Below are 20,694 nucleotides of genomic sequence, written 5' to 3' on the forward strand. Positions count from 1 at the left end.
TTCCTAGGCACGCGCTCTAGATAGAACGGGGGAAAGGACACATCGCTATGCTGCTACAGGCCACCAATGTTACCAAATCTTTTGGCTCGGGCGATGCTCGGGTCGATGTTCTGCGCGGTGCTGATGTCACGCTAGACCGTGGTGAAACTCTGGCGCTGACTGGCGAATCTGGCAGCGGCAAGAGCACACTGCTGCATCTCGTTGGTGGGCTCGACACCCCTGACACCGGTGAAATTCTGATCAATGGGACCGATAATGGTCAGCTCGATGATGCTGGGCGGGCGGCGCTGCGGCGCGGTGTGGTCGGCGTGGTGTTTCAGCAATTCAACCTGATCCCATCGCTGCGCGTGGCGGATAACATCGCCTTTCAGGCGCGGCTTGCAGGCAACGAAGACGCTGCGTGGCAGGCGGCGCTCGCAAACCGCATGGGGCTGACTGAACAGTTGGGCAAATACCCAGAACAGTTGTCCGGCGGTCAACAACAACGGGTCGCCATTGCTCGGACCCTTGCGCCACGTCCGAAACTGGTTTTAGCGGATGAGCCCACCGGCAATCTGGACGAAGACACTGCCCAATCCGTGATGGACCTGATGCTTGATCTCGTGTCTGAGACAGGCGCTGGGCTGCTGATTGTGACCCACTCGGCCAGATTGGCCAGCGCCATGTCGCGGCGTTTGCACCTAACCGCTGGGCGCGTTGCGGAATGATGCGCACGGGCCTCACGGCGTTGTTGTCGCATTGGCGGCGCAACCCGATTCAGTTGTTTACGTTGCTGGCGGGTCTTGCTCTTGCCACGGCTCTTTGGTCCGGCGTCCAAGCAGTAAATTCAGAGGCACGTGCTAGCTATGACGTCGCTGCGGAAACCCTCGGCGAGGGACTGTTTTCACAGATCGTTCGGAACGACGGCGCACAGATTGATCAAACCACCTACATCGCTATGCGCCGTGCAGGTTGGCTGGTTAGCCCCGCAATCGATCAACGGCTCGTATGGCCCGAAGGAAGCCTGCGCCTGATTGGTATCGATCCCCTGACCGCCCCTGGCACACTGGCGGGTGTCGCGCTGGATGATCGTGCCAATATATCGGATTTCATAGCTGGCGATGGGGTGATCTATGCCCACCCAGAAACTGCCGATCTCGCCCGCGCACGGCTGGGCCGCACCGTTATCGCCGCGCCTGATCTGGCCACGGGCACTGCGCTGACGGACATCTCGGTTGCTCTGCAGATCATGGATCGAGGGCCAGTATTTGACCGTGTCATCGTGTCCGGTGCCCAAGCATCAGGTCATCAGCCCCTCGCGGAAATCGATCCGTCCTTGTCGCTTCGTGCGCCCTCCTCGCAAACAGATGTTGCACGTCTGACGGATAGTTTTCACCTGAACTTAACCGCCTTTGGCCTTCTGTCTTTTGCGGTTGGCATCTTTATCGTGAACGGCGCGATCGGGCTCGCCTTCGAACAACGCCGCAGCGTGTTTCGCACCCTGCGTGCGCTTGGGTTGCCATTGCGCCAGCTGATCCTGCTCTTGTTGATCGAACTCTTGGCCTTTGCGGTCATTGCGGGCGCGATTGGTGTCTTTCTCGGTTATCTGATCGCCGCAGCCTTGTTGCCCGATGTCGCGGCGACCCTAAGAGGTCTCTATGGGGCCGAGGTCACAGGAACACTGTCACTGCGTCCGTCATGGTGGCTGTCTGGGATGGCGATTGCTGTCGGTGGGACAGGCTTGGCGGCAATGGGGGCTTTGCTCAAACTTGCGCGCTTGCCTCTGTTGGCATCGGCACAGCCTCGTGCTTGGGCGCATGCCGCGTCTCGCAACGCTAGGGTCCAAGGCGCGATTGCTGTGGCGCTGCTAGGAACGGCCTTTGTCATTGCTAATGTGGGGTCAGGACTGGTGGCAGGCTTTGCTTTGCTGGGCGCTCTCTTGATTAGTGCAGCACTCGCGCTTCCCTTGCTTCTGGATCGTGCGTTGGCGCTGGGGGCGTCCTTGTCCAAGTCAGTCATCGCACAATGGTTTTGGGCGGACACGCGCCAACAGCTTCCGGGTTTGTCGCTGGCGCTGATGGCGCTGCTCCTCGCTATGGCGGCCAATGTCGGGGTGTCGACAATGGTCTCCAGCTTTCGCCTGACCTTTGTCGGCTTCCTCGATCAACGGCTCGCGTCCGAGCTCTATGTACGCGTGGATACCGCAGCCCAAGCAGACAGCGTCGAGTCATATCTCACCCCGCGTGTTGATGCGGTTCTTCCGATACTGTCTGCCGACATCGAGATCGCAGGACAGTCAGGCCAAGTGTTCGGAGCGCGTGACCACGCTACCTACCGCGAGAATTGGGGACTGCTCGACGCGGCACCCAATGCTTGGGACCGCATTGCCGCAGGGCAGGGCGTCTTGTTGAATGAACAGACCGCCCGACGATCAATGCTGGGTATCGATGACACGCTCACCATCGCGGGAAAACAACTATCGATCGTCGGGATCTACAGTGACTATGGCAACCCGTCGGCGCAGGCCTTTATAACCGAGCCGTTGTTCAAAACGCTCTTTCCTGATGTCAGCGCCACCCGCTTTGGCGTGCGGACCACCACCGCAAATGAACTGGCCCAAGATCTGCGGACCGATATGGGCCTGTCAGACGACAACCTTGTTAACCAAGCACAGATCAAGCGCATCTCGCTCGATGTGTTTGAGCGGACGTTCACGGTAACAGGTGCGCTCAATATCCTGACCTTGTCGGTTGCAGGTTTTGCGATATTGATGAGCCTGCTCACGCTGGCGGCTATGCGCCTACCACAGCTCGCACCTGTGTGGTCCTTGGGACTGACGCGGCGTGCGCTTGGGCGATACGAACTCTTGCGCGCCTTGCTGCTCGCCACACTAACGACCCTTGCCGCGATCCCGCTGGGGCTGATCCTCGCTTGGGTTCTTTTGGCGATCATCAACGTCGAAGCTTTTGGTTGGAAATTGCCAATGTTTGTCTTTCCTGCCGACTACGCACGCCTTGCGTTCTTTGCCCTAATCGCTGCGGCTCTTGCAGCGCTTTGGCCCGCCCGCAAACTTGCCACGACCCCGCCCAGTACCTTGCTCAAGGTGTTTTCAAATGAACGTTAAACACATAGCCCTCATGCTTGCCTTGCTCGCCCCTGGCTCCGCAATGACCCAAGGGTTCGCAGGTCTCGGGGCACAGGCTGACGGCTTTGCCGTTCCCACAGCTGGCGTAGAGTTTGATTTTCCTGCCGATCACGGCCCGCACCCCGATTACCGGATCGAATGGTGGTATATCACGGCGAACATGACGGATGCTGACGGCACTGACTATGGCCTACAATGGACGTTGTTCCGTTCGGCCCTCGCGCCTGATGACGGCAGCGGTTGGACCGCACCCCAGCTGTGGATGGGCCATGCCGCGGTCACCACGCCCGATGCGCATTATGTGACCGAACGATTGGCACGTGGCGGTATCGGTCAGGCGGGCGTCACAGCAGACCCGTTCGAGGCATGGATCGATGAATGGTCGCTATCTGGACCAGACTTTGACACGTTGAGCATGACCGCCGCTGGCCCCGATTTTCGCTATGATATCGACCTCGCGGCGACGGGTCCTTTGATCCGCCACGGTGACAACGGTTATTCTGTTAAATCGGCCGAGGGGCAGGCGAGCTATTACTACTCGCAACCAGCCTATGACCTGTCAGGAACCCTGACCCTGCCCGAGGGTCCGGTCGAGGTGACAGGCACCGCTTGGCTGGATCGCGAATGGTCATCACAGCCCCTCTCGGACAATCAATCCGGTTGGGACTGGTTCAGCCTCAGCTTTGACATTGGTGACAAAATGATGGGCTTTGTGTTGCGAGAAACCGAAGGCACGCAATACACGTCAGCAACGTGGATCACACCCGATGGGACAGTCACCCCAATGCCAAACGGGGCGTTTCAGGCACAACCTCGCACCAACAGTGATGTCGCTGGTCGCAATGTCCCGACCACTTGGGCGGTTCAACTGCCAGAACGCGGTGTAAACGTCACTGTTACGGCCCTAAACCCGCAATCATGGATGTCTACACTGATCCCCTATTGGGAGGGACCAGTGAGTATTACCGGCTCTCATAGCGGCCGCGGCTATTTGGAGATGACAGGCTATGAATGACCTCACAGCGTTTCTTGACCTTGGTTGGTCGGTGATCAAAACGGGGGTGGCCGACGGCACATCACCTGCTCGCTATCCGACCCTATCGACCGTTTCCCCTGATGGCTGGCCCGAAGCGCGGACGCTCGCGGTTCGCCATGCTGACCGGACGCTCATGCTGGTTGAAAGCCACACAGACATCACGTCAGATAAACTGCGCAGCCTCGCCCAATCGCCCCGCATCGGCTACCATTTTTGGGATCCTGCAACGCAAATCCAGATCCGGCTGTGGACCACGGTTGAGGTTGTCACTGGTGATGCTGTCGCGCCTCTCTGGGATCGCATTCCGCCGAATTCGCGGCTTAGCTATGGTGAAACCCCGTCTCCGGGGACACCGATCCCGACTGCAACGGCGTATGTCAAAGAACCTGACCCAACTGCATTTGGTGTTTTGCGATGTACGATCCAAAAGATGGATGTAGTTGATTTGAACGTGCCACATCGTCGTGCCCATTTTGAGCGCAGTGATCAGTGGGCTGGTACGTGGCTGGCCCCGTGAACCACATTTGTGTGAACGTTCTAGCGCACGCGCCAACACTGGTCTAAACCCTTCTGTATGCAAAACTTGACCCCTCTTACCCGTGATCTTGTCCTCGTTGGGGGCGGCCATAGCCACGCGCTAGTGCTGCGCAGTTGGGGCATGAACTCGCTTGCCGGTGTGCGTGTGACGTTGATCAATCCTGGTCCGACCGCGCCCTATACCGGTATGTTGCCCGGCTTTGTTGCAGGTCATTATACCCGCGCGGAACTCGACATTGACCTCGTACGGCTTGCACGGTTTGCGGGTGCGCGGCTGATCAACGGACCTGCGACATCTATTGACCGCAAGAACAAAACCATTCGCGTCGGCACACGTGACATTCCCTATGATGTCACGTCGATTGATATCGGTATCACATCCGACATGCCGCACATCAAAGGGTTCAAAAGACACGGCATCCCGGCCAAGCCGCTGGGGGTCTTCTCTCAGAAATGGGACGCGTTTCGGAATGAATCGCAAGGGAGCCCAACACGCATCGCCGTGATTGGTGGTGGGGTTGCGGGCGTCGAATTGGCAATGGCGATGGTCCACGCGCTGCCTGGCGCCAAGGCAGTGATCATTGATTCAGGTGTCGTCTTGGCTGGCGTTGGTGACCGAGCACGCGCGCGGTTGACGGACCAGTTGCGCCAGATGGACATTGATTGGATCGAGCAGGCCACGATCGCTGAATTGACGTCTGACGGTGTGACCCTCACTGGTGGCACCAACGTGCCGTCGCAGTTCACGGTAGGGGCCGCGGGTGCGCGTCCATATGATTGGATTGCGGACACGGGCCTGACGCTCGAGAACGGATATATCGAAGTCGGCGAACATCTATGCAGCAACGACGACGCGATCTATGCGGTTGGTGATTGCGCCCACCTTTCACATGCCCCGCGCCCCAGGGCTGGTGTATTCGCCGTTCGCGAGGCTCCGATCCTCTTGGCAAATTTGCGTGCGGATTTGTCGGGCGGTACCCGACAGGCATTTCATCCTCAAAAGTACTACCTCAAGCTTATCTCGCTGGGGGGTCAGTCCGCGTTGGCTGAGAAATTTGACCGCGCGTTCTCAGGCCCACTTTTGTGGAAGTGGAAGGACCGCATCGACCGCACGTTCATGAACAAATTCATCGACTTGCCTGACATGGCCACAAAGAAACCAGCGATCACAGCTCTTGGTGCCAATCCCGACCAACGCATGTGCGGTGGTTGCGGCGCCAAGGTGGGTCGCGATGCACTGACCAATGCGCTGTCGCAACTGCCAGATCACGGTCGTAGGGACGTAACACCATTGGCTGGCGACGATGCGGCCCTTTTGACGATTGGCGGCCAAAACCAAGTTTTAACGACCGATCATTTGCGGGCTTTCACGCTAGATCCCTACCGCATGGCGCGGATTGCCGCACATCATGCGCTGGGCGACATTTGGGCAATGGGTGCTGCCCCGCAGGCCGCGACGGTCAATTTGATCCTGCCGCGCATGTCTGGTGAAATGCAAGCGCGCTATATGGACGACATCATGTCTGGCGTGTCTGAAATCATGTCCGATGCGGGTGCTGCCATCGTAGGCGGTCACTCCTCGCTCGGCGTAGAGTTGACGATTGGGTTTTCAATCACCGGACTGTTGTCTCGCGACCCCATTACTTTGGCCGGCGCACAAGACGGTGACTGTCTGCTCCTGACCAAACCGATTGGATCGGGCGTGATCATGGCCGCCGAAATGCAGAGCTGCTCCGCTGGAGACATCGCCCTATCTGCGCTCGACATGATGGACCAATCCCAAGAGAACGCAGCAGCATGCCTGAACAACGCGCATGCCATGACAGATGTGACAGGTTTTGGCCTTGCCGGACACTTGATGGGACTGTGCGAGGCATCCGGTGTGGCGGCAACGCTTGATAGTGATGCGATCCCCGTGATGGACGGTGCGCTCGACCTTGCGGGACAGGGCATCCGGTCCAGCATCTGGGACGACAACGCAAAAATCAGCCGTGCGATGACGCTCGAAAATACTGCGCGTACCGATCTGCTCTTTGATCCACAAACCGCCGGTGGCCTGCTGGCCGCTGTGGCTGCGGATCAGGTCAACGATACACTGCGCGACCTAAGCGCTGCAGGCTACATGGCAGCACGTATTGGCACCCTGACGGCAGGGCCTCCGCATATCACAGTGCGCTGATTTGCGTCGCAATCTGGTCGGCTAGATGTTCACGGTCTGCCTCGTCCAGCGTCTCGGAACGGATGGTCGCCAAGATATCTCTGGTCTCGATCTTACGCGATTTTTCATAGGACGGATCATAATGCGTGGCCATCAAATCGGCGGCAAGTTCGGTAAACTCACCACTGTCGATCTGATTGCTCCAACGGCCAACAGCTTCATGCCCACGCAACCGCACAAGCGGTTCTATCCGCTCTTTTAGCGCTGTGGGATCGGCGATCATGTCGGCGTAGGCATGTGTCAGGAATGTTGCTCGTGCGGCCAATGGCGCCTCGATGACGATCCGAGGTGCCGCACACATCAGGGCCCAAACAGACGGCGGCAAACAACGTTCCCCGATCTTGCTCGATTCCGCCTCAAGAACGACAATCCGTGCAGGGTCGAGTTTGGAAAACGCGACCGCCAACTCTGTCTCAAATGCCTTTTGCGAGGGCTGAGCATTGCCAACCAAACCCAACAATGATCCACGATGCCCTGCCAATCCTTCCAGATCGACAACCTGCACATCCCGCGTATGCAGCCGGTTCAGGATATCCGTCTTGGCCGTTCCAGTATTTCCGTCCAACAGCACAACCCGGTGCGGCAACGTTTTTTGGTACAGCATGTCGTTCACCATGCGGCGGAACGTGCGGTATCCTCCGTCCACGACTTCGGCCCGCCAACCAATCTGCGACAGAATTGAAGCGACCGAATTTGACCGTTGCCCACCGCGCCAGCAATACACCAAGGGACGCCAGCCACCCTCATGCGCGGACAGATTCTGATCAATGTGATCGGCGACGTTTCGCGCCACCATCGCAGCCCCCATTTTGCGGGCGTTAAACGGGCAATCTTGGACGTAAACTGTGCCAACCTCGGCCCTTTGTGCGTCGTCCAACGCGGGCAGGTTGATAGCGCCTGGCATGTGATCTTCGGCAAATTCGGCAGGCGACCTCACGTCGATCACTGTGTCAAAGTCATGCGCCAACAGATCAGCGAGCGAGGAAAACGTTCTAGCCATATCTATCTCTATCCTGCCCCGCACCGGTGCAAAAGCGTGATCTGCCTTGCGACGCGGCACCGTGCCGTGCAACTTTGGCTGCATGACGACTTTCAAGGCCCTTCCGCCCTTTTCCGTGGCTGAGGCCAAATTGATGTCCGACGCGGGTACGCCCGACAGGATCACCGTCGGTGATGGCGTCGTTCCTGAGGCCGCGACCCCCGATTGCGAAATCCGCGCTAGCCTGATCCGCGCGCTCTTGCTCGATCCTGACAGCCCCCTGCATGACAAAGGTCTGCGCCTGCGCGGGGCATGGATCACGGGTATACTCGACTTGCAAGGCAGCCAGTACGACCAAGACATCACCCTGTCCAATTGCCGTATTTTCGAGCCGATGCTGATGATCAACGCGCGCCTTCGCGGACTGCATTTGTCATCCTGCCATGCGCGCGGCATTTCAGCGAACAACGCCCAGTTTGTAGGCTCGCTCTATCTGCGCAGTGGCACCATGGTCGAGGGCGAGATCAGCACTCGCCAGTGCTCGTATCTCTGGCGATCTGCAAATCTGTGACGCCCAACTTTTGTCGCCTACCCAAGACGCCCTCTTTGCCCCATCGCTACGTGTCGAAGGGTCGGTCTTTTTGGGTAACTACCCCTATGCCGAGGGTGTGACAACGCTCACCGCTAGTGGAGCATTGTTCCTGTCGTCGGCACGGATCGACCATGATTGCTTTGTCACCAACACCAGCGTCTCACTTTCATCGGATGAGGTGTCTCTCGGGTTTTTTAGCGCGACCGAAGAACACGGCAGCAACGTCGCCCTTAGCCTCGCTCGGGCGCAGGTGGGCGGCATTTTGTATTTCCAAGACAACCAAATTGGCAGTGGCGGTATCGTCAATCTGGCCGGGGCTACCGTTGCTCGGCTCAAAGACGAACCAGAAGCCCCCGGTGCCAGTTATCCAACCCGGCTCGACGGTTTTCGATACGGTGACTTTTCACGCCACACGTAAACCTCGGTCGCCGCGCGTTTGAAATGGCTTGATCGCAGGCCCGCTGACACACCCTTTACCGCCCAGCCCTATGAACATCTAGCTAGCGTTCTGATCGCGCTAGGCCACCGCAATGATGCGCGGCGTGTTCTGCTGGAAAAGGAAAAACTGTTGCGCGCCACGTCTCGCGCCAGCAAGCCACATCCGCTGCGCCGTGGCATGTCATCAATTGTCGACTTCCTGTTCCGGTTTACAGTGGGCTATGGTTATAAACCAGGCCGATCTGTTGTCATCGCGATCATTCTAATTGCGGCTCTTGGCTTCTTTTTCGATCGGACTTGGCGTGCAGGTGACATGACACCAAACGCCGCCCCGATCTTGATTTCTGCTGACCGGATTTCAGCGACAGAGACGCATCCTGAAAACCCCGGCGCGTTCTGGTCACAACCTGACCAAGCAGGCAAAGATTGGGAAACGTTCAACGCCGTCGCTTATGCCGCCGACCTTGTCATTCCGCTGGTCGCTTTTGGCCAAGAGACCGCATGGGCACCCTCAACATCACGCTCGGATTAGGGACGTGCAGGATGGTGGATCAGATGGTTTGCCAAGGGCATCGGTTGGATCATCACAGCCCTTGGGGCTGCCGCGATCACCGGTGTTATTCGCAAGGATTAGGCAGGCACCAGCGACACACGACCTGTGTCCGTCAATGTCCAAAAACCCGTACCCTCAATCGCAACGGGCACCAATGGACGACCATAGCCAGCGCCCCCGTCAGTATTGACGCGGTTGCCATAGTGTTCGGGGTGATCCAGCGCCGTATGACCGTGCACGATCAGCTTGGGGTAGGTGCGAGGAGCATTCACAAACTCTTCGCGGATCCACAACATGTCGTCCACTTTCTGTTCCTCGATCGGAACGCTGGGCCGCACACCTGCGTGCACAAACAACAGATCATCAGTCTCGTGGGTGATCTTGCCGCTTTTTAGAAATGCGATGTGTTCCTCAGGTACGACGTTGCGCGCCTCTTCGTGGACATCCGACAGCCGCCGCCGATCATGAAATTCCATGCCATAGGATTCCAAAGTCGTCTTGCCGCCCAAGCGGTCATGCAGCCAACTTAGATCAATAAAGAGATGCGGATCGAAAAAGGGATCTTCGCGCAAAAAACCTTCGAACATACGGTCGTGGTTGCCCATCAAGAACGTCCAATTACGCTCCGCATCGCGCCCTTCGATCAACAAGTCGATGACGCCTCGGCTGTCAGGACCACGGTCTGTGTAGTCGCCCATAAACACGATCTGTGCGTCCCGCCCACCGTCAGTTTCAATCAGATCCAGCGCGTTGTGCAGCATATCCAGCTGCCCGTGAATATCGCCAATTGCATAGAGCGTCATGTCGCGTCCTCATTTGAAAAGGGGGCCACACGGATGCAGCCCCCTTGTAAAATCATATCTGCACGGCGTTAGCCAATGCCAAATTCAGACATCGAAATCTAGCGGTTTGACCTGCGTAAACATCTCGGTCGCCTCTAGCTTGGCAATCACATCGGCCGCTACTGGATCGTCGATGTAGAGCAGCGCAATCGCTTCGCCACCGCGGTCCGCACGACCCAATGTAAAGTTCGCAATGTTCACCCCGTTCTCGCCCATGGTCTGACCCAATGTACCGATGATGCCTGGCACGTCTTCGTTGGTGGTATAGAGCATGTGCTGGCCGATCTCGGCGTCAATGTTGATGCCTTTGATCTGAATGAACCGTGGCTTGCCGTCGCTAAACACAGTGCCCGCAACGGAACGCTCGCGTTTGTCCGTCACTACGGTCACTTTGACATAGCCTTCGAATGCGCCGGACTGATCCTGACGGGTCGTTGAGATCGTGATGCCACGCTCTTTTGCGATCACTGGGGCCGACACCATGTTCACATCAGGGTTCGCCTTTTTCATGATCCCTGCGACGACCGAACAGTTCAGCGCCTCGAGGTTCATCTCGCTGACTTCACCATCATAAAGGATGTTGATCGCGGTGATTGGCTCGTCCGTCATCTGACCGATAAAGTTGCCCAGATGGCCCGACAGTTTGACCCATGGGCCCATGACCTTGGCTTCTTCGGCGGTGACGCTTGGCATGTTCAACGCGTTGGTCACAGCACCTGTCAGCAGATAGTCCGACATTTGTTCAGCGACTTGCAGCGCTACGTTTTCCTGTGCTTCGGTTGTTGCAGCACCCAAGTGCGGGGTCACAACGACGTTCGGCAGGTTGAACAGCGGCGATTCTGTTGCAGGCTCGACCGCAAACACGTCAAAAGCAGCTCCGGCCACGTGACCCGACTTCAATGCCTCTGCCAGTGCATCTTCGTCGACCAGACCACCGCGGGCACAGTTCACAATACGCACGCCCTTTTTCAGCTTGGCAATCCGCTCAGCCGATAGAATATTTGCCGTCTGCTCGGTCTTGGGCACGTGCAGGGTGATGAAATCAGCCTTGGCCAACAGCTCGTCCAGATCGACCTTTTGCACGCCCATCTTCTCGGCCTTTTCTTCGCTGAGGAAGGGGTCATAGGCCATGACTTTCATCTTGAGCCCGCGCGCACGGTCGCAGACGATCCCGCCGATGTTACCAGCACCGATAACGCCCAGCGTTTTACCAGTCAGCTCGACACCCATGAACTTGGACTTTTCCCATTTACCGGCATGTGTCGACTGAGACGCCTCGGGAATTTGACGTGCCACAGCAAACATCATTGCGATGGCGTGCTCTGCTGTTGTGATCATGTTGCCGAATGGCGTGTTCATGACGATCACACCCTTCTTGGATGCGGCATCTTTGTCGACATTGTCGGTGCCGATACCTGCACGGCCAATCACCTTGAGATTGCCAGCTGCATTGATCAGCTTTTCGGTTGCTTTGGTCGCTGAGCGAATGGCCAGACCATCATACTGGTCAATCACCGCGAGCAGCGCGTCCTTGTCTTTACCGAGGTTCGGTTGGAAATCCACGTCAATGCCGCGGTCGCGGAAAATCTGGACAGCAGTTTCAGAGAGCTTGTCGGATACGAGAACTTTGGGGGCCATGGTGTTGGTCCTTTGAATAGAATGGGGAAAGTGAGCCGCACATCCCGTGCGACCTGAAAATATTAGGCTAGGGCGTCGATTTCGGCGTTAAACGCCCAATCAAGCCAAGGCAGCATCGCCTCAATGTCGCTGGTCTCGACAGTTGCACCGCACCAGATCCGCAGACCTGCAGGGGCATCGCGATAGGCCCCAACGTCCAAAGCGACCTTTTCCGCCTCAAGCCGCTTGGCCACAGCTTTGGCAAAAGCCGCACCATCGAAAATCCGGTCATCGGTGAACTTCAAACAAACCGAAGTGGTCGACCGTGTGGCCGGATCAACAGCCAGATTGTCGATCCAATTCCGCGTTTTGCAGAAATTGAAAATCGCCTGCGCGTTTGCAGTTGCACGATGTTGCAGACCCTTCAGGCCGCCGACCGATTTGGCCCAGTTCAGCGCGAACAGGTAGTCCTCAACGCACATCATCGACGGTGTGTTGATCGTCGCGCCTGTGAAAATGCCGTCGATCAGTTTGCCGCCTTTGGTTAGGCGGAAAATCTTGGGCAATGGCCATGCAGGTGTATAGCTTTCGAGACGCTCAACAGCACGCGGGCTCAGGATCAGCATCCCGTGTGCGGCCTCGCCCCCCATCACCTTTTGCCAAGAGAACGTGGTCACATCCAATTTGTCCCATGGCAGATCCATCGCAAAGGCGGCGCTTGTGGCGTCGCACATTGTTAGACCCGCACGGGTGTCAGGGATCATGTCACCGTTTGGCATCCGCACGCCGGAAGTGGTGCCGTTCCAAGTAAAACAGACGTCGTTGTCATAGTTAAGCGCGGCCATATCGACGATCTCGCCGTAGCCAGCGATATGTTTGGTCGCGGGGATCTTGAGCTGGTTCAAAACGTCCGAGACCCAGCCAGATCCAAAGCTTTCCCATGCGACCATGTCGACATGGCGTTCGCCCAACATCGACCACATCGCCATTTCAAATGCACCAGTGTCAGACGCAGGAACGATGCCAATTTTGTAGTCTGCAGGTACACCTAGTATGTCGCGTGTTGTTTCAATCGCAGCCTTCAGCCGCTCTTTGCCAACAGCTGCACGATGCGAGCGGCCCAGAGGCGCGTCAGCAATTGCTGCAGGTGTCCATGTCGGGGGTTTGGCACAAGGGCCAGAAGAAAAACGAGGGTTGGCCGGCCGCTTGGCCGGTTTGGTCGTGGTCATAATACTTATCCTTACAGATATATGCCCTTCGTTGGGGAAGGGTGTCCCACCGCCGGACATACGGAACCTCAGTAAAAACAGCAATAGGCAAAGGTGTTTGCCTTGTAGGTAAATGTAGCCTTTTGCAGAACGATGCAGGAACGCATGTTTCCTATTGGCACAAATTTGACACAAGGAAATTCGGTTTTGTTCCACAACAACAAGCCGCAGTATCGTGTGGAATGCTTAATGCAATCAGCTCTTTTCTGGCGGGTCAGGTGGCGTCGTGAGTGGCATGGCGTTGATCTGGGCCGCGAATGTCAAAGGCCTGAAGCCCGCCGCCAAGATCGTGCTGATTCAGCTGGCGGACTTCCACAACAAGGAAACCGGCCAGTGCAACCCAAGCGCACAGCGGTTGGCGGACGAATGCGAGATGGGCCGCGCCACGCTGTTCCAGCAGATGACGACCTTAGAGGAATGCGGCCTTGTCAGGCGTCATGCTCGTGGGGATGGCGATGGAGGGCGCGGGTCCAATCAGTATGAGTTGCATCTTGATATCACCCTTGGCCCAAGCGCCCGCCCGAAGGGTGGCGCGAGCGGCCCAAATGGGGTTGAGTCTCAAAATGAGATGGGGGGGAAACGTCTCAAAACTGCGGGGGAAAAGTCTCAAGGGTGAGACGGGGGTAGTCTCAAATCGGGACAGGAACCTTATCATTGAACCTAAGAAAGAACCTCCTTCGCGCAGGCGCGAGGCGGCGGGGGATGAAGAAGCTGAGAAAATTTTGGCAGCCTATCCACCAGACCGACTGCGCGGCAGAGCGGCCTGCCTTGCCCAAATCGAAGAGGCCATGAAGAAAGGGATCGCACCGGAGGACATGCTTCAGGCCGTCCGAGCTTACGCCACCGACAGCGCAGGTTTCACACGCTCGAAGGTCTGCTTTTCCGACAACTGGTTCCAGTCGCGGCGGTGGCAGGCCTATGTCGAGAAGCAAGCGGCAGGCCGCCAAAAGACAGCAACGCTGCAAGCCGATCACCACGCGCGGCTAGTCTGCTGGATCAGTGATCGCAGCCCGATGTGCAAACACATCACGGCCAAGCAGATCGACGGATTTCTTGCCTCAAAACTGGTGATACAGGCCCAAATCCAAGCCGCTGGCCTCAGATCATGACCGCTACCGATCCCACCGAAGAGCAAACAGCAAGGTGACCCATGTCATACGCTGGCGCTGCTGAAACAGGACCTTGCGGGGGGCGGCAAGCCTGCCCTTCGAACCCCACCGGCGCGGGCAAACCCCGCACCAAAGAGCCGCTGACCGAGACATTCGTCTTTCGGTGTAGCGCCGCAGAGAAGGCTCAGTTGCGCGCCAATGCCGAGGCGGCTGGCATGCCTGCTGCGACCCTTCTGCGCGAGGCGTTGGGCCTCACTGAGGCTCGTCGTCGCAAGCCCATTCCCCGCGTTGATCCCGCGCTGGTGCTGGCTGTCGGGCGCATCGGTGGCAACCTCAACCAGATCGCCCGCTGGCTGAACCGCGCGATGATGGCGGGCCGTGTCGACCTCGATGGGCTGACCGTTGCCCGCCGCCTTCTCACCATCGAACGCCAGCTTGCACAGATCGTCGAGGCCGCGCGCCGATGCTGATCAAGTTCTTCCGCAACGGCAAGGGCGCGGGCGCTGGTCCGGTCGGCTACCTCGTCGCGGACAATGTGCTGGCCTACGACGACAACCGCGACCTGATCCGCGATGCGGATAGCCAGCCGATGACAGTCACGCGGCAGCCTTTGCCAGAGGTGTTGCGCGGCAATCCCGACCGCACCGAAGCCCTGATCGACGCCAGTCGCCACCAGTGGACTTATCGTGCTGGCGTGATCAGTTTTGCCGCCGAAGACACCCCGACCGATGAACCGCAGGCCGAGGTCATAGACCACTTCGAGCGTCTGGCCTTCGCGGGGCTGGACCCTGAGCAATATGAGGTGCTCTGGGTCCGACATACCCACGAAGACCGTGTCGAGCTTCACTTCTGCACGCCGCGCTTGGAGCTGACCTCGGGGCGGAGCCTGAACATCGCGCCGCCCGGCTACGAGAAAGCCTTCGACAGCCTTCGCGACGTGATGAACCAGCGCCACGGCTGGGCCGATCCGATGGAGCTGGAGCGCACCCAAGAGGTCCGCGACACCATCGAGACCCCAACCCGCGCTCGAGGCCGTGACGAGCTGCACATGTGGCTGCAAGATCAGATCAGCGTCGGCCTGATCACCGACCGCGCCAGTATGCTCGACGCGCTCGTCGATGCGGGCTTCGACATCCCCCGCGCGGGCAAAGCCTACCTGACCGCCCAGGACCCCGACACCGGCGAACGCTGGCGTTTGAAAGGAGAGATTTTCCATGAAGACTGGCAAGCCGACACGGCTGAGCGAGAAGTTGAACGCAGAGCTGGACACGATCCGGCAGGACTACGCCGCCTCGATGGAATCCCAGCTAGAGAGCTTCAGGGCCGATTTGAGCAACATTGCGACCATCGCGCAGCGTACAATCGAGAGCGATACCCGCAGCTTTCTGCGACAGAACAAGAGCTGGCTGACGATCTCGCCCTGGCTGATCACGGGGACATTCTTGGTGGGGATCGTCTCGATGATGGCCGCGAGCTTGCTTTGGACGTTGATGCTGGCGAGCTCGGAACTGACGGACTTGGGCCTGACGCGGATCAACAGGGCGGACGGGACCTGGCTGGTGCTGGACCCGACCACGACGCGCCTGAGGACCTGCACGCTGGGCGGCAGATCAGTGACCTGCATCAAGATCGAGGAGGATTAGATGACGACACCCCTGACAGCCTTGGAACGCGACTTGCTCGCCTGCGTCGAGCGGTTGGTGACGGCCTGCGAGGTCTCAGCAAAGGAATTGAGCGGGTTAGAGGCACGCTTGACGACGAAGATGTAGAGCCAGATGGATAGATTTGCCGCCTGCGTGTCGGTGCTCATTCAATCGCAAACAGCGTCCGTGGCTGCGTTGCACGGCTTGTTGAGCGAGGGCTCGAACTACGCGAAGCTGCGCCCGCAACTGGAGACCAGCTTGAAATTAGTGAAGGCCGCCGAGAAGCAGTTGAAGCAGAACTAGAAGAGCGCAAGGTCGAAATGGACCGGAGTGACGCTAGTCCGGCACCCAAATACAAGCTCAGGGATCAATCTTGATTTCGACGGCCGGCTTTCGGGCGTCGCTCAAGCCACCATCCCATCAGAAGGGCCCTACCAGCCGCTCCGGCAATGGGGGACTGCAGGTCTCTAAAGCGCCGCTGTTCGCTGCGCTCTGCCCGAACTCACACAATGCGGGACAAAACCGTCATTCGATTTTGGCACTTCGCTGACGCAGCATTCCCTTGCAGGTGCGGCACGCTTATCGCTGCGTTGCGGTTGATGTCGCCAGACCGGCCATTGGAAGCTAGTCTGAGGCGCGAAATTCAATCCGCCCTTTCACTGCGACCGAGATCGACCATCGAGGATGTGGACGAAACAGATTTTGGCTGATGGCAAATAAGTAACCGCTCTGGGGGTTTGGTGCAATTTCACCTAGCTGTTCGAAGACCTCTAAGGACACTCGACACCAAAAAGGTGATTGCAGCAACGCAAACAATGGATGGCCCTGCGGGTGTATCAAACACATAGGCAGCGCGTAGGCCAACACTAGCAGACAGTGCTCCAATCAGACCCGCGATCAGTGCCATGCCTTCTGGCGTTTGAGACAACGGGCGAGCTGCGGCGGATGGAATGATCAGCATGGCAGCGATCAGCAAGACACCCACGACTTTGATCGCAACTGCCACTGTGATGGCCAAAGCGATGGTCAAGGCTAACTGTTCTCGCTTTGGGTTGATCCCACTGGCATAGGCCAAATCTTCATTCAACGTGGCCGTCAGAAGCGCCGACCAGCGCCAGCATATCAATATCGCTACCAACAAAGCCCCCCCCCAGATCACGGCAAGATCACCACGTGATACGGCGAGAATATCGCCAAAAAGATAGGCCATCAGATCAATTCGTATGCCCGATAAAAACGAAACGGCAACCAAACCAAACGCCAGCGCAGAATGCGCCAGAACGCCTAGCAACGTATCCATTGCATAGCCCCGTCTCGATAAAAAATTAACTGTGAGGGCCATCAAGAGGGCCACAACCACGGTGCCAACAAAGATCGACATGGAGAACGCGAGCGATAGTGCCACTCCAAGAATGGCGGCATGTGCAGTGGCATCACCAAAATAGGCCATCCGCCGCCAGACTACGAAACATCCCAAAGGTGCGGCTGCAAAGGCTACTCCGATTCCCGCTAGGGTCGCACGAACCATAAAATCATCTAGCATTATTCAGCGGCCTCGGTACTTTGATGGTCGTGGCTATCGTCACAATTGTCATGACTGTGATCATGCTCATGTCGATAAAGAGCCAGCGCACCGCCGGTACCTGTTCCAAAGAGCGCGCGATATTCTGGGGCAGAGGCGACGACGGCGGGTGTCCCTTCACAACAGACATGCCCGTTGAGGCAAATCACGCGGTCAGATGCGCTCATCACGACATGCAATTCATGGCTGATCATCAAAACGGCGCAGCCAGTGTTTTGTCGCACCTGTTCGATTTGCTGATAGAAAGCCGCAGAGCCGCGTTGATCTAAGCCTTGCGTGGCTTCGTCCAGCAATAGTAGGTCAGGTTCTCCGATCAACGCCCTTGCAAGCAGGACACGTTGGAATTGGCCGCCTGACAGTTTTGAAAGCTGGGCATCGAATAACTCTGGCACACCGGCTTGTGTGAGCGCCTGAGTGATTGCGTCATGCTTCAACCGGCACGGTAACTTGAGAAATCGTGACACAGTAATCGGCAGCGTTTCGTCAATATGCAGCCGTTGCGGCACATAACCAAGTTTGACCCCTTGTGCGTGATCGACATGACCTTGTGATGGTTTTACAGCACCAATAATCGTACGTAACAGACTAGTTTTGCCGGATCCGTTTGGACCCACAATCGTCACAATCTCGCCCGCTGCAATACGCAAAGAAACATGTGACAGTACTATTTTTCCGCCATAACTAACGCTGACGTCTCTCATTTTCACAAGGCTCATGTGTCGGCCTTGTCGGCGCAGTCAGGGCAAACACCCTCTGCCTCAACCACAGTGCGTTCAATCAGGAAACCCGCTGCTTTGGCAGCATCACCCAAAGTGCCTTTGGCAGGTGAAGAGTGCGTTTCGGCAACAGAATCGCAGAGGCGGCAGATCAGGAACGCGGGGGCATGTGCATGGCTTGGGTGCGCGCAAGCGATAAACGCGTTCAAGCGTTCAATCTTGTGAACGAGGCCGTTTGCGACCAGGAAATCAAGTGCACGGTAAACAACGGGCGGCTGGGAACCAAAGCCTTCTTCTCGCAGCTGGTCAAGGATCGCATAGGCCCCAACTGCGCGATGATCCTGCAACAAAATTTCCAAGACACGACGGCGCACGGGCGTGAAACGTAGCCCTTCTGCCGAACAGTATGATTCGGCCGCGGCAAGTGCGTCGCCAACGCAGCCACTGTGGTCATGCTGTGCGAACCCAAGCGGGTCGTCAGTGGTGTTTTTTGCCGGATCACTTGTCATGTTATTACATTTTGTTTAGGACTGACGCAATGTTATACAATCACATAGGTAACCCGATGTCTAGAACGCTCCTTCCTCTCTCTTTAACTGCTACCTTGATGGGAGGTGTCGCCTTTGCAGAGGTCCCTCGCGTTGCTGCCGATATTGCTCCAGTGCATTCACTCGTTGCCCGCGTGATGGACGGTGTTGGCGCTCCTGATCTGATCATTCAAACTGGCGCCAGCCCGCATGAATACAGCCTGCGCCCTTCTGAGGCGTCTGCATTGCAAGAGGCGGACCTTGTGTTCTGGATCGGCCCTGATCTGACACCATGGCTGACTGAAACGATTGAAAATTTGGCACCTGACGCCGCCGTGACGATATTGCTGGAATCTGAAGGCACGATCAAATTGGAATTCCGCGAAGGCGCTCTTTTTGAAGCGCATGACCACGATGATCATGGCGATGAAGATCATGATGAGGAAGACGGTCATGACAATCATGACCACGACGAGCATGCTGAAGAAAAAGACCATGATGACCACGGCGAAGAGCATGCCGATGAAGACGGTCACGACGACCATGGCCACGATGAGCATGCCGAAGACGAAGACCACGAAGACCACGAAGACCACGACGATCACGGTGACGATCATGCCGGTCACGAAGGTCACGATCACGGCGCGCATGATCCACATGCTTGGTTGTCACCGCAGAATGCCGCGAATTGGCTCAACGTAATCGCAGCCCAGCTTTCGGTCGCTGATCCTGACAATGCAGGCACATATTTTGCCAACGCAGCAGCGGGTCGCGCCGAGATGGACGCCCTCGTCACGCAAGTGAACGCCACCCTTGATCCGGTGCGCGGCGGAAGTTTCGTCGTTTTCCATGATGCCTATCAGTATTTTGAAACTGATTTCGACTTCCCGGCCTCTGGTGCGATTTCAATCGGTGATGCGTCTGACCCAAGTCCGGCTCGTATTGCGGAAGTTCAAGCTCGTATTGCAGACGAAGGCATTTCCTGTGTTCTGGCTGAGCCGCAATTCAACGCAGGCCTTGTGACGACTGTTTTGGACGGATCAGAAGCGAACACCGGTGTGATTGATCCTCTTGGTTCTGACCTAGAACCGGGGGCAACACTTTATCCGCAGTTGATCAGTAATATGGCAACTGCGTTGGCTGATTGCCTAGAATAAGATAGCCGACGGTTTGTGCCTCAACACTTATGTTGCGGCACAAACCACTCTATTCTGCGATCAAGGTTAACGTCTCTATCGCTGCTCAGGAAACTCATCGAGTTGGTCGATGTAGCTCAGGTCGTTCCTTTTGGCGCTGCCAACTGATCATTGCCTTAGACCAAGAGGTCGGCGTCGATTTGCCAAGAAAGCAGTGTGGGGCTATGCAATCGATGAGTTTATCGTAACAATAGTTGTTACTATATTTACTGAAGGGCACGGAGCAATCGCATGAAACGAAATTCGTGCTTATCGCTCGCGCTCCACGCGCTCAGTCACATGGCATATGACACGGACGACGCCCAAACATCCGCCGAGATCGCGGATCACGCTGGAACCAATCCAGTCGTCGTCCGCCGCGTTTTGGGTAAGTTACGTGCGGCGGGTCTGCTGACATCTGAGCGCGGCCATTCTGGCGGATGGCGATTGGGCCGCGAAACAAAGCACATCACATTGGCCGACGTATATGCGGCGCTTGGAGAAAACCTCGTTGTGTCCGGACAGCGTATAAAAACAGATACATGTGCTGTAGAGCGCGCTCTAGATGTACGAGTCCAACAGATCCTGAAAGAGATCGAACAGAGTTTGGTCGAGCGCCTTGGGCAAACAACGATTGCAGATGTTCAAAGTTCGACGCGACAGGAGCCCAGGGATGTACATTGAAACCATCACTCATAAGCATTCATCAACGTCGATACGGGGTTCCGACACCATCTG

General features: G+C 57.1%; 22 protein-coding genes. 15 read left to right on the forward strand and 7 right to left on the reverse strand.

Annotation, left to right across the window (positions count from 1 at the left end):
* Positions 1 to 47: 47 nt before the first annotated feature.
* The 5 genes from TR2A62_RS13050 to selD are packed head-to-tail and all read left to right on the forward strand — an operon-like array spanning position 48 to position 6,876.
* Entirely contained in the window at positions 48 to 707 is a 660-nt protein-coding gene (locus TR2A62_RS13050) for an ABC transporter ATP-binding protein (protein ID WP_009159985.1), read from the forward strand.
* The gene (locus TR2A62_RS13055; RefSeq protein ID WP_040820744.1) at positions 704 to 3,103 is read left to right on the forward strand and encodes an FtsX-like permease family protein; all 2,400 of its coding nucleotides are present in this window, start codon (positions 704 to 706) and stop codon (positions 3,101 to 3,103) included. Before TR2A62_RS13050 ends, TR2A62_RS13055 begins: the two co-directional genes overlap by 4 nt.
* Positions 3,093 to 4,139 (forward strand): lipocalin-like domain-containing protein, encoded by a 1,047-nt coding sequence (locus TR2A62_RS13060; protein WP_040820746.1) that lies wholly within the window; start codon positions 3,093 to 3,095, stop codon positions 4,137 to 4,139. The genes TR2A62_RS13055 and TR2A62_RS13060 overlap by 11 nt, the downstream gene beginning before the upstream one ends.
* Positions 4,132 to 4,677: a pyridoxamine 5'-phosphate oxidase family protein gene (locus TR2A62_RS13065; protein ID WP_009158823.1), complete on the forward strand. Its 546-nt coding sequence runs from the start codon at positions 4,132 to 4,134 to the stop codon at positions 4,675 to 4,677. The genes TR2A62_RS13060 and TR2A62_RS13065 overlap by 8 nt, the downstream gene beginning before the upstream one ends.
* Positions 4,678 to 4,734: 57 nt before the next feature.
* Positions 4,735 to 6,876 (forward strand): selenide, water dikinase SelD, encoded by a 2,142-nt coding sequence (selD, locus tag TR2A62_RS13070; protein WP_009158477.1) that lies wholly within the window; start codon positions 4,735 to 4,737, stop codon positions 6,874 to 6,876.
* Here selD and mnmH read toward each other — a convergent pair.
* A complete protein-coding gene (gene mnmH / locus TR2A62_RS13075) occupies positions 6,863 to 7,915 on the reverse strand; it encodes a tRNA 2-selenouridine(34) synthase MnmH (RefSeq protein ID WP_009157775.1) in 1,053 nt (350 codons plus the stop codon). The two genes, selD and mnmH, sit on opposite strands and share 14 nt — an antisense overlap.
* Before the next feature lie 82 nt (positions 7,916 to 7,997).
* Between mnmH and TR2A62_RS13080 the strand changes: the two genes are divergently transcribed.
* Genes TR2A62_RS13080 through TR2A62_RS13090 form a run of 3 tightly spaced genes read left to right on the forward strand, consistent with a single transcriptional unit; the run spans position 7,998 to position 9,456 of the window.
* A complete protein-coding gene (locus tag TR2A62_RS13080) occupies positions 7,998 to 8,465 on the forward strand; it encodes a hypothetical protein (protein WP_040820748.1) in 468 nt (155 codons plus the stop codon).
* 10 nt (positions 8,466 to 8,475) lie between these two features.
* Positions 8,476 to 8,904: a hypothetical protein gene (locus TR2A62_RS13085; protein WP_009157873.1), complete on the forward strand. Its 429-nt coding sequence runs from the start codon at positions 8,476 to 8,478 to the stop codon at positions 8,902 to 8,904.
* 18 nt (positions 8,905 to 8,922) lie between these two features.
* Positions 8,923 to 9,456: a hypothetical protein gene (locus TR2A62_RS13090; RefSeq protein WP_009158892.1), complete on the forward strand. Its 534-nt coding sequence runs from the start codon at positions 8,923 to 8,925 to the stop codon at positions 9,454 to 9,456.
* A 98-nt stretch (positions 9,457 to 9,554) separates the two neighbouring features.
* Here TR2A62_RS13090 and TR2A62_RS13095 read toward each other — a convergent pair whose 3' ends face one another.
* The 3 genes from TR2A62_RS13095 to TR2A62_RS13105 form a co-directional block, all read right to left on the reverse strand.
* The gene (locus tag TR2A62_RS13095; protein ID WP_009159443.1) at positions 9,555 to 10,280 is read right to left on the reverse strand and encodes a metallophosphoesterase family protein; all 726 of its coding nucleotides are present in this window, start codon (positions 10,278 to 10,280) and stop codon (positions 9,555 to 9,557) included.
* 84 nt (positions 10,281 to 10,364) lie between these two features.
* Positions 10,365 to 11,957 carry a phosphoglycerate dehydrogenase gene (gene serA, locus TR2A62_RS13100; RefSeq protein ID WP_009160514.1) on the reverse strand — a complete coding sequence of 531 codons (1,593 nt, stop codon included), beginning with the start codon at positions 11,955 to 11,957 and terminating at the stop codon, positions 10,365 to 10,367.
* 62 nt (positions 11,958 to 12,019) lie between these two features.
* Positions 12,020 to 13,165, reverse strand: a complete 1,146-nt coding sequence (locus TR2A62_RS13105) for a phosphoserine transaminase (RefSeq protein ID WP_009159408.1) — start codon at positions 13,163 to 13,165, stop codon at positions 12,020 to 12,022.
* Positions 13,166 to 13,439: 274 nt separating this feature from the next.
* Here TR2A62_RS13105 and TR2A62_RS13110 point away from each other — a divergent pair, with 274 nt between their 5' ends.
* The 5 genes from TR2A62_RS13110 to TR2A62_RS19185 all read left to right on the forward strand — a co-directional run bounded on the left by TR2A62_RS13110 (position 13,440) and on the right by TR2A62_RS19185 (position 16,259).
* Complete coding sequence (locus TR2A62_RS13110; RefSeq protein ID WP_040820750.1) at positions 13,440 to 13,820, forward strand: helix-turn-helix domain-containing protein; 381 nt, start codon at positions 13,440 to 13,442, stop codon at positions 13,818 to 13,820.
* Between the two features lie 106 nt (positions 13,821 to 13,926).
* Positions 13,927 to 14,313 (forward strand): hypothetical protein, encoded by a 387-nt coding sequence (locus tag TR2A62_RS13115; RefSeq protein ID WP_009158287.1) that lies wholly within the window; start codon positions 13,927 to 13,929, stop codon positions 14,311 to 14,313.
* Between the two features lie 41 nt (positions 14,314 to 14,354).
* The gene (gene mobC / locus TR2A62_RS19180; protein ID WP_223296116.1) at positions 14,355 to 14,783 is read left to right on the forward strand and encodes a plasmid mobilization relaxosome protein MobC; all 429 of its coding nucleotides are present in this window, start codon (positions 14,355 to 14,357) and stop codon (positions 14,781 to 14,783) included.
* Positions 14,784 to 14,848: 65 nt separating this feature from the next.
* Positions 14,849 to 16,096 (forward strand): relaxase/mobilization nuclease domain-containing protein, encoded by a 1,248-nt coding sequence (locus TR2A62_RS13125; protein ID WP_223296117.1) that lies wholly within the window; start codon positions 14,849 to 14,851, stop codon positions 16,094 to 16,096.
* Positions 16,089 to 16,259, forward strand: a complete 171-nt coding sequence (locus TR2A62_RS19185) for a hypothetical protein (RefSeq protein ID WP_009159580.1) — start codon at positions 16,089 to 16,091, stop codon at positions 16,257 to 16,259. The genes TR2A62_RS13125 and TR2A62_RS19185 overlap by 8 nt, the downstream gene beginning before the upstream one ends.
* Positions 16,260 to 16,704: 445 nt before the next feature.
* On the opposite strand, the gene TR2A62_RS13135 is transcribed toward TR2A62_RS19185, so the two are convergent.
* From TR2A62_RS13135 to TR2A62_RS13145, 3 genes are read right to left on the reverse strand one after another with little or no spacing between them, the layout of a single operon-like run.
* Positions 16,705 to 17,499 (reverse strand): iron chelate uptake ABC transporter family permease subunit, encoded by a 795-nt coding sequence (locus tag TR2A62_RS13135; protein ID WP_009158521.1) that lies wholly within the window; start codon positions 17,497 to 17,499, stop codon positions 16,705 to 16,707.
* Entirely contained in the window at positions 17,499 to 18,254 is a 756-nt protein-coding gene (locus tag TR2A62_RS13140) for a metal ABC transporter ATP-binding protein (RefSeq protein WP_009158825.1), read from the reverse strand. The genes TR2A62_RS13135 and TR2A62_RS13140 overlap by 1 nt, the downstream gene beginning before the upstream one ends.
* Positions 18,251 to 18,763 carry a Fur family transcriptional regulator gene (locus tag TR2A62_RS13145; RefSeq protein ID WP_009159678.1) on the reverse strand — a complete coding sequence of 171 codons (513 nt, stop codon included), beginning with the start codon at positions 18,761 to 18,763 and terminating at the stop codon, positions 18,251 to 18,253. Before TR2A62_RS13145 ends, TR2A62_RS13140 begins: the two co-directional genes overlap by 4 nt.
* A gap of 56 nt (positions 18,764 to 18,819) precedes the next feature.
* Between TR2A62_RS13145 and TR2A62_RS13150 the strand changes: the two genes are divergently transcribed.
* A complete protein-coding gene (locus tag TR2A62_RS13150; protein WP_040820754.1) occupies positions 18,820 to 19,938 on the forward strand; it encodes a zinc ABC transporter substrate-binding protein in 1,119 nt (372 codons plus the stop codon).
* 270 nt (positions 19,939 to 20,208) lie between these two features.
* A complete protein-coding gene (locus TR2A62_RS13155) occupies positions 20,209 to 20,640 on the forward strand; it encodes an Rrf2 family transcriptional regulator (RefSeq protein WP_009160545.1) in 432 nt (143 codons plus the stop codon).
* Positions 20,641 to 20,694: the final 54 nt, after the last annotated feature.

This window comes from Thalassobium sp. R2A62 (genome assembly GCF_000161835.1).
GTDB lineage: Bacteria > Pseudomonadota > Alphaproteobacteria > Rhodobacterales > Rhodobacteraceae > Thalassobium.

Coding starts and splice junctions, on each gene's coding strand:
- TR2A62_RS13080 (WP_040820748.1), top strand. CDS start 7,998: ATGACGACTTTCAAGGCCCTTCCGCCCTTTTCCGTGGCTGAGGCCAAA.
- TR2A62_RS19185 (WP_009159580.1), top strand. CDS start 16,089: ATGGATAGATTTGCCGCCTGCGTGTCGGTGCTCATTCAATCGCAAACA.
- TR2A62_RS13145 (WP_009159678.1), bottom strand. CDS start 18,763: ATGACAAGTGATCCGGCAAAAAACACCACTGACGACCCGCTTGGGTTC.
- selD (WP_009158477.1), top strand. CDS start 4,735: ATGCAAAACTTGACCCCTCTTACCCGTGATCTTGTCCTCGTTGGGGGC.
- mnmH (WP_009157775.1), bottom strand. CDS start 7,915: ATGGCTAGAACGTTTTCCTCGCTCGCTGATCTGTTGGCGCATGACTTT.
- TR2A62_RS13050 (WP_009159985.1), top strand. CDS start 48: ATGCTGCTACAGGCCACCAATGTTACCAAATCTTTTGGCTCGGGCGAT.
- mobC (WP_223296116.1), top strand. CDS start 14,355: ATGTCATACGCTGGCGCTGCTGAAACAGGACCTTGCGGGGGGCGGCAA.
- TR2A62_RS13055 (WP_040820744.1), top strand. CDS start 704: ATGATGCGCACGGGCCTCACGGCGTTGTTGTCGCATTGGCGGCGCAAC.
- TR2A62_RS13095 (WP_009159443.1), bottom strand. CDS start 10,280: ATGACGCTCTATGCAATTGGCGATATTCACGGGCAGCTGGATATGCTG.
- TR2A62_RS13110 (WP_040820750.1), top strand. CDS start 13,440: ATGGCGTTGATCTGGGCCGCGAATGTCAAAGGCCTGAAGCCCGCCGCC.
- TR2A62_RS13135 (WP_009158521.1), bottom strand. CDS start 17,499: ATGCTAGATGATTTTATGGTTCGTGCGACCCTAGCGGGAATCGGAGTA.
- TR2A62_RS13060 (WP_040820746.1), top strand. CDS start 3,093: ATGAACGTTAAACACATAGCCCTCATGCTTGCCTTGCTCGCCCCTGGC.
- TR2A62_RS13155 (WP_009160545.1), top strand. CDS start 20,209: ATGAAACGAAATTCGTGCTTATCGCTCGCGCTCCACGCGCTCAGTCAC.
- TR2A62_RS13105 (WP_009159408.1), bottom strand. CDS start 13,165: ATGACCACGACCAAACCGGCCAAGCGGCCGGCCAACCCTCGTTTTTCT.
- TR2A62_RS13065 (WP_009158823.1), top strand. CDS start 4,132: ATGAATGACCTCACAGCGTTTCTTGACCTTGGTTGGTCGGTGATCAAA.
- serA (WP_009160514.1), bottom strand. CDS start 11,957: ATGGCCCCCAAAGTTCTCGTATCCGACAAGCTCTCTGAAACTGCTGTC.
- TR2A62_RS13150 (WP_040820754.1), top strand. CDS start 18,820: ATGTCTAGAACGCTCCTTCCTCTCTCTTTAACTGCTACCTTGATGGGA.
- TR2A62_RS13140 (WP_009158825.1), bottom strand. CDS start 18,254: ATGAGCCTTGTGAAAATGAGAGACGTCAGCGTTAGTTATGGCGGAAAA.